General features: G+C 62.8%; 11 protein-coding genes and 1 pseudogene. 7 read left to right on the top strand and 5 right to left on the bottom strand.

The window, feature by feature from the left end; genetic code table 11:
• Window positions 1–29: 29 nt before the first annotated feature.
• On the bottom strand, window positions 30–989 hold the full coding sequence (locus tag ABB30_RS02960) for a mitochondrial fission ELM1 family protein (protein ID WP_057636822.1): 960 nt from the start codon (window positions 987–989) through the stop codon (window positions 30–32).
• Between the two features lie 143 nt (window positions 990–1,132).
• On the opposite strand from ABB30_RS02960, the gene ABB30_RS02955 reads away from it, so the two are divergent.
• The 4 genes from ABB30_RS02955 to ABB30_RS16075 all read left to right on the top strand — a co-directional run bounded on the left by ABB30_RS02955 (window position 1,133) and on the right by ABB30_RS16075 (window position 4,517).
• A complete protein-coding gene (locus ABB30_RS02955; RefSeq protein WP_057636821.1) occupies window positions 1,133–1,723 on the top strand; it encodes a malonic semialdehyde reductase in 591 nt (196 codons plus the stop codon).
• 56 nt (window positions 1,724–1,779) lie between these two features.
• Window positions 1,780–2,466 (top strand): YceI family protein, encoded by a 687-nt coding sequence (locus ABB30_RS02950; RefSeq protein WP_083489645.1) that lies wholly within the window; start codon window positions 1,780–1,782, stop codon window positions 2,464–2,466.
• Window positions 2,467–2,640: 174 nt separating this feature from the next.
• The gene (locus ABB30_RS02945) at window positions 2,641–3,702 is read left to right on the top strand and encodes a linear amide C-N hydrolase (RefSeq protein WP_057636820.1); all 1,062 of its coding nucleotides are present in this window, start codon (window positions 2,641–2,643) and stop codon (window positions 3,700–3,702) included.
• Window positions 3,699–4,517: a hypothetical protein gene (locus ABB30_RS16075; RefSeq protein ID WP_211263440.1), complete on the top strand. Its 819-nt coding sequence runs from the start codon at window positions 3,699–3,701 to the stop codon at window positions 4,515–4,517. The genes ABB30_RS02945 and ABB30_RS16075 overlap by 4 nt, the downstream gene beginning before the upstream one ends.
• 384 nt (window positions 4,518–4,901) lie before the next feature.
• Here ABB30_RS16075 and ABB30_RS02935 read toward each other — a convergent pair whose 3' ends face one another.
• The 3 genes from ABB30_RS02935 to ABB30_RS02925 form a co-directional block, all read right to left on the bottom strand.
• A complete protein-coding gene (locus tag ABB30_RS02935) occupies window positions 4,902–5,696 on the bottom strand; it encodes a siderophore-interacting protein (RefSeq protein WP_057636818.1) in 795 nt (264 codons plus the stop codon).
• Between the two features lie 43 nt (window positions 5,697–5,739).
• On the bottom strand, window positions 5,740–6,246 hold the full coding sequence (locus ABB30_RS02930; RefSeq protein WP_057636817.1) for a PadR family transcriptional regulator: 507 nt from the start codon (window positions 6,244–6,246) through the stop codon (window positions 5,740–5,742).
• A gap of 86 nt (window positions 6,247–6,332) precedes the next feature.
• Window positions 6,333–6,635, bottom strand: coding sequence for an I78 family peptidase inhibitor (locus ABB30_RS02925; RefSeq protein ID WP_057636816.1), 303 nt, complete (start codon window positions 6,633–6,635; stop codon window positions 6,333–6,335).
• Between the two features lie 281 nt (window positions 6,636–6,916).
• Between ABB30_RS02925 and aceE the strand changes: the two genes are divergently transcribed.
• The 3 genes from aceE to ABB30_RS16070 all read left to right on the top strand — a co-directional run bounded on the left by aceE (window position 6,917) and on the right by ABB30_RS16070 (window position 11,409).
• Complete coding sequence (gene aceE, locus ABB30_RS02920; protein ID WP_057636815.1) at window positions 6,917–9,604, top strand: pyruvate dehydrogenase (acetyl-transferring), homodimeric type; 2,688 nt, start codon at window positions 6,917–6,919, stop codon at window positions 9,602–9,604.
• A 144-nt stretch (window positions 9,605–9,748) separates the two neighbouring features.
• Complete coding sequence (locus ABB30_RS02915; RefSeq protein WP_057636814.1) at window positions 9,749–10,954, top strand: AAA family ATPase; 1,206 nt, start codon at window positions 9,749–9,751, stop codon at window positions 10,952–10,954.
• Window positions 10,951–11,409: a hypothetical protein gene (locus ABB30_RS16070; protein WP_152980522.1), complete on the top strand. Its 459-nt coding sequence runs from the start codon at window positions 10,951–10,953 to the stop codon at window positions 11,407–11,409. Before ABB30_RS02915 ends, ABB30_RS16070 begins: the two co-directional genes overlap by 4 nt.
• 160 nt (window positions 11,410–11,569) lie before the next feature.
• On the opposite strand, the pseudogene ABB30_RS16740 reads toward ABB30_RS16070, so the two are convergent.
• A pseudogene (locus ABB30_RS16740) lies at window positions 11,570–11,764 on the bottom strand (IS4 family transposase); the annotation flags it as partial.
• Between the last annotated feature and the right edge of the window lie 150 nt (window positions 11,765–11,914).

Below are 11,914 nucleotides of genomic sequence, written 5' to 3'. Positions count from 1 at the left end.
AACCTTCCGTAGCTGTGTGCCCGGGCAGTCTAGCGTCCCAGCCGGGCCCGGACCTCGGCGGCAATGCGTCCGGTCTCGCGCAGTGGCTCGATTGTGTGATGCCCGTCACCCAGGGCGGCCAGTGTGTTCAGCAAACGCCCGCGTTCATGCAGGCTGCGCTGGAACCGGGCCATCCGCCCCTGGGCGCTGCCGGGCAGCAGCACGCAGACCGGGGCGCGGGTGGCGCAGGCTTCGGAGAGCAGGTTCACCGAATCGGGGGTGACCACGATCTGGTCGGCCCAGCCGAGCAGGCCGGCATACGGGTTGGTGCCGTCGCCGCCATCGCTCCAGATCACCCGCGGCAGGTTGGCAAAGGCGGCCAGCATGGCCTGGGCCACCGCCGGCGGGGTCCGCCGCGAGGTGGTGGCCAGCACGCTGCCGCCCTGGGCGCGGACCTGGCCGGCGATCTGCGCAAAGCAGGCCGACATCGCCGCCTCGTCCCAACGCGCATGGTCGGTCGGCCCGCCCACCAGCACCGCGGTGCGCGGGCCGGGCAGCTGGCCGATATGGGCAAACGCGGCCCGGCCCCAGGCCAGCCACTCGTCGTTGACCGGGTTCAGGCTGCCTTGCAGGCTGAGCACGTTGGCCCCGCGCAGGTTGTCGTGCTCCGGGGTGATGACCAGGTCCCAGTGGCGCGGGTTGATGCGCGGGTTGAGGATCTGCACCACCGCACTGCCGCGGGCACGCAGCTGGCGCAGGGCCAGTGCGGCCTGGCGGCCACAGCCGATGGCCAGCGCCGGGGCGTGTTCAAGCAGGTTGGCAAAGTCACTGCCGTAGGCGCGTTCGGCCCCGGGCAACTGGCGCGGCGCGGCCCAGCGCCAGGGCGCGCGCGGCTGCAGGGCCAGGCGGCTGACCGGACCCGGCTGCAGGGCACGGGCCAGCGCCACGGCCTGGCGGACATTGCCGGCGCGTCCATCGGTAATGGCGTGGATCGGGCTCGATCGTTGCACTTTTATTGGTAATCCGTTCCGGTTTTGCCGGGTGTTCCACTGCTGGTGTACGTCTACACTGCCGGCTTGGCCTGGCCATTGTGACTGTTTTTCGCGGCACCTCGCCGCCCACACGCCACATTTCCTTAGCAAGGGGTTGTTCGATGTCTGCCATCCTGTCTGATGACGTTCTGGACCAGTTGTTCCGCACCGCCCGTACCGCCAATGCCTTCGCCGACACCCCCGTGTCCGAGGCGACCCTGCACCAGCTCTACGAGCTGACCAAGTACGGCCCGACCGCGGCCAACACCACCCCGGCGCGCTTTGTGTTCATCACCAGCGAACAGGGCAAGGCGCGCCTGGCCCCGGCCCTGGATGCCGGCAACCTGGCCAAGACCCTGGCCGCGCCGGTCACCGTGATCGTCGGCCACGACCTGGATTTCCACGACAAGCTGCCCTACCTGTTCCCGCATACCGATGCGCGCAGCTGGTTTGACGGCCCGCAGGAAGGGCGCCGCCAGCCGGCCCTGCTCAACGGCAGCCTGCAGGGTGCCTACCTGATCATGGCCGCGCGCGCGCTGGGCCTGGCCGCCGGCCCGATGGGCGGGTTTGACCACGCCAAGGTCGATGCCGAGTTCTTCGCCGGCACCAGCATCGTCAGCAATTTCCTGGTCAACCTGGGCTATCCCAGCGACCAGGGCCTGTTCCCGCGTTCGCCGCGACTGTCCTTCGACGAGGCCGCGCGCATCCTCTGATGCCGCCGGCGTTGTCGCCCTGGTTCGTCCCTTCTTTCACGCCCGAGGAAATCCGCATGAATACCGCTACCAAGCTGCTGCTCCCGTTGTCCCTGGCTGCCGTGCTGGCCGCTTGTGCCCAGCAGGCCCCGGCCCCGGCCGACACCACCGCCCCGGCTGCCACCACCGAAGCCGCCCCGGCCGCGCCGGAAGTGGCTGCCATCGCCGTGGCCTCGGGCACCTACAAGCTGGACCCGACCCACACCGACGTGCTGGCGCAGTGGAACCACATGTCCTTCTCCAACCCGACCGCCCACTTCGGCACCGTGGACGGCACCCTGGTCTACAACGCCGATGACGTGAGCCAGTCCAGCGTGGAAGTGACCCTGCCGCTGTCGGGCCTGAACAGCTTCACCGCCAAGTTCGACGAGCACCTGCGCAGCGCCGATTTCTTCGATGCCGCCACCTTCCCGGTGGCCACCTTCAAGAGCACCAAGGTCGAAGCAGCCGGCACCAACAAGCTGACCGTCACCGGTGACCTGACAATCAAGGACCAGACCAAGCCGGTGGTGCTGGATGTCACCGTCAACGGCGCCGGCGAGCACCCGATGATGAAGGTGCCGGCAGTCGGTTTTGATGCCACCACCACCATCAAGCGCACCGACTTCGGCGTTGGCGCCTATGCCCCCAACGTCAGCGACGAAGTGAAGCTGCGCATCACCACCGAGGCCACCCAGGCCCCGGCCGAGACCGCTGCCGAGTAAGCGGCAGACGCGTGCGCTGATGCACATGGAAGGCCCGCCGGATGGCGGGCCTTTTTGTTTGCCGCCGTTGCGGTTTTGCTGGGCAGTGCACATGGCCTTGATGCCGGCTGCACACCGTGTTGAGACGCCGCGGTTAAGGTTGCGTTTCATTCGGGTTCATGCAGAGGTGCTTCGATGCTGTCTGCCACATCTCATCACTCCTGGCTTGCGCTGGCCTGCGCCGCCCTGCTGGGCAGCGCGGGCATCGCCGATGCCTGCACCCGCTTCGTCTATCACGGCGCCGGCAACGAGGTCATGACCGCCCGCTCGATGGATTACAAGATCGACACCGGTACGCACCTGTGGGTGTTTCCACGCGGGATGGCGCGGCATGGGGCTGCCGGGCCCAACTCGCTGCAGTGGACTTCTCGCTATGGCAGCGTGATTGCCAGCGCCTATGACATCGCCACCACCGATGGCATGAACGAGGCCGGCCTGGTGGCCAACCTGCTGTGGCTGGCTGAATCGGAATATCCGCAGCGTGGGAGCGGCAAGCCCGGGCTGAGCATCTCGGCCTGGACCCAGTACATGCTGGACAATTTCGCCACTGTCGATGAAGCGGTGAAGGCACTGTCCAGCGAACCCTTCACCCTGATCAGTGATGCCGCGCCAGGGGAGACGCGCTTGGCCACCCTGCACCTGTCCCTGTCCGATGCCAGTGGCGACAGTGCGATCATCGAATACATCGGTGGCCGGCAGGTCATCCATCACAGCCGCGCCTACACGGTGATGACCAATTCGCCGGTGTTCGAGCAGCAGCTGGCCCTGGAAAGCTACTGGCGGCAGATCGGTGGCACGGTCATGCTGCCCGGTACCAATCGCGCTTCTGACCGTTTCGCCCGGGCGGCCTTCTATATCGATGCCATTCCCAAATCCAGTGACCCGGTCGAATCCACGGCCAGCGTTTTCGGCGTGATCCGCAACGTGTCCGTGCCGTACGGGATCACCACGCCGGACCAGCCCAACATCTCTTCCACGCGCTGGCGCACCGTCGCCGACCAGACCCGTCTGCGCTATTACTTCGAATCTGCCCTGGCTCCCAATGTGTTCTGGGTGGACCTGAAGGCGCTGGATTTCAGCCCCGGCAGCGGCAAGGTGATGCGCCTTGACCTGGGGCAGTACCAGCGCACCATCCATTCTGGCCAGGCCAATGCGCAGTTCAAGCCGGCGCCGGCCTTCGATTTCCTCGGGGTATGAACATGCGTCGCGGTGATGGCCCGGCGCTACCCCGGCCATGGCGCATCCGCCTGCACCGGCACGCGGCGGCCCTTGCCGCTGGGATGCTGGTGCTGTGGCTGCTGGCCGTGCCGCCGGCGCATGCCGAGGATGGCTGGCGGGTGCAGGCAACGCCCTATGTGTGGATGAGCGGGCTGGAGGGGCAGGTGCGTCCATTTGCCCGCGCGCCACTGGTCACGCTGGACAAGTCATTTTCCGAGGTACTCGACAACCTGGACGCGGCGGCCTTCCTCACCGCTACCGCACGCCGCGAGCGCTTCGTGCTGCAGGCCGATGTCACCCAGGCCCGCAGCTCGGACAGCGCGCCATTGCCCATCGGCCTGGATGCAGGGCTCACCCTGCGCCAGCGCTCGGCCAGCGTGACCGCCGGTTACTCCTGGCCGGCCACGGACCAGGCCACGCTTGACCTGATGGCCGGGGTGCGCCATTGGGACATCCATGCGGCCGTGGCGGTGCCGGGGCTGTTGGCTGCGCGTTCGGATTCGACCTTTGTCGACCCGATCGTGGCATTGCGCTGGCACCAGGCCCTGTCCGCGCGCTGGAGCAGTGTGGCCTATGCCGATTGGGGCGGCTTTGGTGTGGGCTCGGACAGTACCTGGCAGCTGTTGGTACTGGCCAACTACCAGGCCAGCAAGCGCGTGTACCTGTCAGCCGGTTACCGCCACCAACAGCTGGATTACCGCGATGCCGGCAAACGTATCGATGTTGCCCTGTCCGGGCCGATGCTGGGGCTGACCTGGCGTTGGGGCAAGACAGCTGGTCACAACCAGCCCTGAGGGTAGGGTGGGCTGGCGGCGCATGCGGCCGCATCGAAAGCAGCGGCCAAGCGAAGCTGCACATCACCACCCAAGCCAAGCCGTGACCGCTGCCGAGCAATCGCCAGCCAGCGCGCAGAAACACAAAACGCCCCGTCAGGGGCGCTTTGTTTTCCGCATCGTGGCGAGCGCCGCTCCCACAGCCCAGCTACAACACGCCGCTGTTGCAGGTGCGCCTCTGGCTCTGCAGGAGCGCGGCTTTGTTGTTGTAGGAGCGCCCCCGGGCGCGAACCTCAGCCAACCATCATCGTCGCGGCGAGCGCCGCTCCCACAGACCAGCCACAACGCGCCGCTGTCGCAGCAGTGCGGCGTTGCTGTTGCAGGAGAGCCTCCTGGCGCGACCGCTCAGGCGTCCTCGTCTGCCGGGTTGGCCTTCCAGTAACCAGTGGCGCGGATCCAGTCCTTGGGCACCTGCATGTGGCCTTCGATGAACTGGCGCATCTGGCGGGCGCGGCGCGATTCGCAGGCCACCCAGTAGAAGACATCGCCTTCCGGTTCCTCGATATCGGTCAGCACGTCCTCCAGCAGCTGGCTGCTGTGGGCCGGGTAGCCGCCGCGCTCCAGCCACTGGATGCGCACGTTGTCGCCACCGTCCAGCGGCAGGCGGTCACCGTGATCGGGGATTTCGATATACGCCTGCACCTCGGCATGCTCGGGCAGCTGTTCGATGAAGCGGGCAATGGCCGGCAGCGCGGTTTCATCACCCAGCAGCACATAGCCATCAAAGTCCTGGGCCAGGGCGAAGGAACCACGCGGGCCGCCCACCACCAGATCATCGCCGGGCTGTGCCCGCAGCGCCCAGCTGGTCGCCGGGCCGGCGCCATGCAGGACAAAATCCAGCACCAGTTCGCCGGTCTCGCTATCGACATGGCGCGGGGTGTAGTCGCGGCTGGGCGAGGGCAGGGCGCCATCGGGGTAGCGCGGGCCGTGCTCGGTCAGCTCCGGCAGCACGAACGCCCCATCGGCATTGGGGAAGAACAGTTTGACGTGGTCATCGGCACCGGGGCTGGCAAAGCCGGCCAGCTCCGGCCCGCCCACAGTGATGCGCTGCATGTGCTCGCTCAGGCGCTCGCTGTGCAGCACCTGCAGCTGGCGGAACTGCAGCGGCAGGCGGATCAGGGTGTTTTGATGGTCGCTCATGCGGATACCTGTGGTGGGTGGCGCGAAAAGGAGGGCTGGAGGCTCAGGCCGGGTCCGGCGGTGAGGCGGGGTCGGCGCCGAGCACGATGGCGGCCTGGGCAATCAGGGCGGCGGCGGCAGCCACCTGCTGCGGTGGCCAGGGTTGGCGCTGCTGCAGCAGTTGCTGGGTCAGCTGGGCCATGGCCTGGCGGATCGGTGCCGGCAACTGTTGCTTGGCCAGCTGGCGCGCGCTGTGGCGGGCGCGCAGCAGCGCGTCCTGCACGGCTTCATCCTGTACCTGCAGCAAGGCCTGCCCGGTGCTGCTGAGGCGGTAGCACTTGCGCCCGTCACCCGGTTCGACCAGCACCCAGTGCTGGCGCTCGAACTCGGCCAGCAGCGGGTATACCGAGCCGGCACTGGGGGTGTAGCGGCGGGCAAACATCTGGCTGACCTGCTGGATCAGCTCATAGCCGTGGTGCGGGCGTTGGCCCAGCAGCCACAGCAGCAGCCAGCGCAGGTCACCGCGGCCCAGTGGGCGAGGGCTGGATGGGGCAGGAGCCGGGATGTCCATGACAATTCGATATATCGAAAACCAGAAAACGATATATCGAAATGGTCGGATGGGCAAGCGGCGGGCAGGCTGCCCGCTGTCATGGCTCAGCCGCAGCGCACGGCGGTGATGCGGTTGTCGGCGTCGGCGAACACGCGCAGGCGGTCGGCGCGGTAATCGCGCGAGACGATGCTGGCCGGGCCGATCGGGTTGAGGATGCCGGCCCCGCTTTGTTGCTTGAGCCGGGCCAGGGTAGGCAGGTCACTGGGCTGGCCGATGGCCCAGGCCAGGCCTTGGTCGTGGCACACGGCAGCGTTGCTGTGGGCGGTAGAGCGCGAGGAGGTGCTCTGGCAGGCACCCAGGCTGAGAATCAGGGCCAGGGCGGTGAGGGCGGGGCGGGCAGGCAGCATGCAGGTATCTCCAACGGGCCAGCGGCCATCTTCGACAATGCGCTGTGAGCACTGCCTGCAAGCGGCCCCAACCCACACCAGAACAGGGTCTTTGTACGACCAACGGACGCTGTTCAAGCGCGCTGGCAAAGGGCGTAATGGGCTTCCATACGGGTAGCGTATTGCTGCTGCGCAGCATCGATTTCCGTCGGTAATGTCATGCCCCTGCGCTACACTTGCCGGCTGAAAACAGATACATACATTTGGCTTTGGCGCGCCTGGCGCGCGGCTTGGGAGTAGCGATGAATTGGTTGACTGAGGTGTTGAACAACGACCCGAACCCGGTGGAAACCACCGAGTGGATCGAGTCGATGAAGGCGGTGATCGACAATGCCGGGGCTGACCGCGCCCACCAGCTGCTGGAAGGCATGGTCGAGCTGACCCGCCGCAACGGCGCCTACCTGCCGTTCTCCCCGACCACCGAATACGTCAACACCATCGCCCCGCACCTGGAGGCCAAGAGCCCGGGCAATGCGGAGCTGGAATGGCGCATCCGTTCGATCATCCGCTGGAACGCGATGGCCACCGTGGTGCGGGCCAACCGCAAGCCGGGCGACCTGGGCGGCCACATCGCCTCCTTCGCCTCCGGTGCCACCCTGTATGACGTGGGCTTCAACCACTTCTGGCGTGCGCCCAGCGAAAACCATCCGGGCGACCTGCTGTTCATCCAGGGCCACAGCGCCCCGGGCATCTACGCCCGCGCCTTCCTGGAAGGCCGCATCAGCGAAGCCCAGCTCGATGGCTATCGCATGGAAGTGGACGGCGCCGGCCTGTCCTCGTATCCGCATCCGTGGCTGATGCCCGATTTCTGGCAGACCCCGACCGTGTCGATGGGCCTGGGCCCGCTGGCGGCGATCTACCAGGCACAGTTCATGAAGTACCTGGAAAACCGTGGCCTGATCGAGAAGAGCGACCGCAAGGTGTGGTGCTTCATCGGCGACGGTGAGTCTGATGAGCCGGAAACCCTGGGCGCGATTGCGCTGGCCGGCCGCGAAGGCCTGGACAACCTGATCTTCGTGGTCAACTGCAACCTGCAGCGCCTGGACGGCCCGGTGCGCGGCAACGGCAAGATCATCCAGGAACTGGAAGGCGTGTTCCGTGGTGGTGGCTGGAATGTCATCAAGCTGCTGTGGGGCGGTTACTGGGATGCCCTGCTGGCCAAGGACACCAATGGCGTCCTGAAGAAGCTGATGATGGAAACCGTCGACGGCGAATACCAGAACTGCAAGGCCTTCGGCGGCGCCTACACCCGCGAGCATTTCTTCGGCAAATACCCGGAAACCCGCGAGATGGTGGCCGGCCTGTCCGATGACGACATCTGGCGCCTGAACCGTGGCGGCCACGACCCGCACAAGGTGTATGCCGCCTACCACCAGGCGGTGAACACCAAGGGCATGCCGACGGTGATTCTGGCCAAGACGGTCAAGGGCTACGGCATGGGCAGCGCCGGCGAGGCGCTCAACCCCACCCACCAGACCAAGAAGCTCGACGATGCGGCCGTGCGCCACTTCCGCGACCGCTTCAACATCCCGGTCACCGACGAACAGCTGGCCGACGGCCAGGTGCCGTTCTACCACCCGGGCCCGGACTCGCCGGAAGTCCAATACCTGATGGAGCGCCGCCAGGCCCTGGGCGGCTTCCTGCCGCAGCGCCGGCAGAAGAGCAGCGAAAGCTTCATCGCGCCGAAGCTGGAAACCTTCGAGCGCCTGCTCAAGAGCAGCGGCGAGCGCACCTATTCCACCACCATGGCCTTCGTGCAGACGCTCAACATCAGCTTGCGCGACAAGCAGATCGGCCCGCGCATCGTGCCCATCGTGGCCGATGAGGCGCGCACCTTCGGCATGGAAGGGCTGTTCCGCCAGATCGGCATCTATGCCCCGTTCGGCCAGAAGTACAAGCCGGTCGATGCCGACCAGCTGATGTTCTACCGCGAGGACCAGGCCGGCCAGGTGCTGCAGCAGGGCATCAGCGAACCGGGCGCCATTGCCTCGTGGATGGCTGCCGGCACCAGCTATTCGGTGTCGAATGTGGCCATGCTGCCGTTCTACATCTACTACTCGATGTTCGGCTTCCAGCGCGTGGGCGACCTGGCCTGGATGGCGGCGGACATGCGTACCCGTGGCTTCCTGCTCGGCGGCACCGCCGGCCGCACCACGCTCAACGGCGAAGGCCTGCAGCACGAGGACGGCTTCAGCCACATCGTGGCCGGCGGCATCCCGAACGTGCGCAGCTATGACCCGACCTTCGGCTATGAAGTCACCGTGGTCATGCAGCACGGCATGAAGGCGATGATGGAAGACCAGGTCGATGAGTACTACTACATCACCCTGATGAACGAAAACTACGCCCACCCGGCCATGCCGGAAGGTGCGGCCGAAGGCATCATCAAGGGCATGTACCTGCTCACCGACGCCGGCAAGCCGAAGAAGGGCGAACTGCGCGTGCAGTTGATGGGCTCGGGCACCATCCTGCGCGAAGCCATGGCCGCGGCCGAGCTGCTGGACAAGGACTTCGGCGTGACCGCCGACATCTGGTCCTGCCCCAGCTTCAACGAGCTGCGCCGCGACGGCTTCGATGTGGAGCGCCATAACCGCTTCCACCCGGAAGGCGAGCAGCGCAAGTCCTACGTCACCACCTTGCTGGAAGGCCGCCAAGGGCCGGCCATTGCCGCCACCGACTACGTGCGTGCCTATGCCGACCAGATCCGCGCCTTCGTGCCGATGAGCTACACCGTGCTGGGCACCGACGGCTTCGGCCGCTCGGACACCCGCGCCAACCTGCGCCGCTTCTTCGAAGTGGACCGCTACTACATCGCCCATGCCGCGATTGCGGCCCTGGCGAAGGAAGGCAAGATGACCGGCAAGGATGTGGCACGGGCCATCAAGCAGTACGGGATTGACCCGGAGAAGGCTAATCCGGTTGGGGTTTGATTAGACGGGGGGCGTATCAAGAGGCGGCTTCGGCCGCCTTTTGGTTAAATAGTTTCATTAAAAATAAGGGGGAGGGGGATGCGAGCTCGGCTTACAGTTTCCGATTTTTCATGCATAAAGTTTGCTGATATAGAAGTTGATGGATTGACTGTACTTATTGGGCCATCTGCTAGCGGCAAGAGCATTATTTCTAAGCTCATATTTTTCTTCAACGACTTGCTTAATGATCAGTGGCAGGTCTTGGAGGATGGGCGTGGCTATGATGCATTTAAGTCGTTTGTGAAAGATAAATTTAAGGAGTGGTTTCCGGTAGAGGCCTGGGGGGATGCTAAATTTCAAATCGACTACGCATTTGGGGATTTTCAGGTAAAAATAAGTAGAGTTGAGTATCGCAAAAAGCTTGGGGATAATATGAGAATATTGTTTTCCCCTTTCTTTGAGCAGCAGTATTCTGAGGCTCTTGCGGCATTCAAGGAGGTTCTTCAGGGGGTTGATGAGGATGAGGGTGATTACTTTCCGATGCGCAGGGCGTATGAAGTGCAGACGCGGCATCGGAAGGTTATTAAAAAAAAGCTGGGTGATGCTTATTTCGATGTGCAGACCTTCATTCCTGCCGGGCGTTCTTTTTTTACCAGTTTAGGTAAAAGTATTGCGGCTTTCGAGCATGGCAGGGTATTGGATCCTCTAATCGTTAGGTTTGGCAGATTTTACGCTGCTGCGCGTGAGGATAGGTTTTATTCGCCCTTCAAGGTGAAGGGTGTGTTTGAGAGTGAATTTGATGCCCTCATGAGTGGGTCTGTTGTATTCGAAAGAAATAAAGAATATTTGAAATCTTCAGATGGTAGACGCATTCCGTTCTCTGTGATGTCGTCAGGCCAGCAAGAGTTGATGCCCCTTTCTCTTGTTGTGAAGAGAAGAGCTGTCGGGTTGGATAACTCTTCAATTAGGCAGATTCTATTCATTGAGGAGCCCGAGGCGCATTTATTCCCTTCTGCGCAAAGTTCTCTTGTTGAGATTTTTTCAAAGTTCCTATCTCGATCGAAGGGGCGGGCCAGCATGCTTGTAACAACCCATAGCCCTTATGTTCTTGCAAAGATTAATAACCTAATAAAGGCTAGGGACGTTGCTGGTAAAAAAGGGTCAAAAAAGCAGGCGTTGGTCCAAAAAATAATTCCCGATGAGTGTTGGCTTGATGGGGCTGGTGTGCGTGCTTATGCCATCAGGGACGGAATCGTGGGAAAGATTCAAGATCCCGTCGATGGCATGATTGAGGCTGAATACCTTGATGATGTTTCTGGTCATATTCACGACGAGTTCTCTAGGCTTCTTGAGGTGGAGTACTTGTCATGAGTTGCCTGCCCTTTCGGGAAGAGTTGTTTGTATCTAATGTTAAGGTGGAGGAAAATGGCCGTAGCGCTGCATTTTTAAATCCTGATAGATTGAGATTTTTCAGGATTAAATTCGATGGCGGAATTGTAAAAAATACAATAGGTGCCGATTTTGTTGTGGTAAAGGATGGCGTGGGGTCTGTAGTAGTGGAGCTCAAGGGGACTGATATTGAGCACGCGGTAGATCAGATTGATGCCACGATAGGTTACGTGAAGTCATGCAAGGCCCCTGCTTCAAATGGAAAGATTGAAATATCTGCTCTTCCTGTTGCTGGATTAATTGTTTGTTCAAGATTTCCTCGAGCAAGTACTACTTTCCAGAAGAGGCAGAAGAGGTTTGTGTCGAAGCATAGGTCTCCGCTTCATTGTGTTTCCGGAAAGTTTGAGGGGTTGATTGAATATGTTTTGAAGTTTTGAATTCAACAACGGGGTCAGGTTCTTAGGTTTCCCCCCGTTTTCACGGGCGTAGACACATCTGCTCCAAGACGGCCTGTGGCGGTGATCTGAGATGTTCAAGGCAGCGCGATGCTGGTCCCAGCGGGCTAACGGGGTCAGGTTCTTGGGTTTCCCCACGTTTTCACGGGCGTAGACACATCTGCTCCAAGACGGCCTGTGGCGGTGATCTGAGATGTTCAAGGCAGCGCGATGCTGGGCCCAGTGGCCAGCCTCTGGCCAATGCTTCGCGGCCGATACGCAGGGTGGAATACAGCTTTCAGGTGCTTTTGACCGGCCACAACCAGTGGGCGATATCCGCTGCTTCGCAGGCCATGCCGTAAGCTCCCCCCGTAAGCTCCCCCGATCGGCAGACATCCCATAAGTAGAACTTTCTGGCATCTTTTCCCAGTCAGGAGGTTTCATGCGCACATCAAAGTTCACCGAAACGCAGATCGTCGCCGCGCTCAAACGGGCCGATGCAGGCGTG

Source organism: Stenotrophomonas ginsengisoli (genome assembly GCF_001431485.1).
Lineage (GTDB): Bacteria > Pseudomonadota > Gammaproteobacteria > Xanthomonadales > Xanthomonadaceae > Stenotrophomonas > Stenotrophomonas ginsengisoli.
The sequence above is the reverse complement of the archived record's forward strand: the minus strand, read 5'-3'. Positions and strand labels throughout refer to the sequence as shown.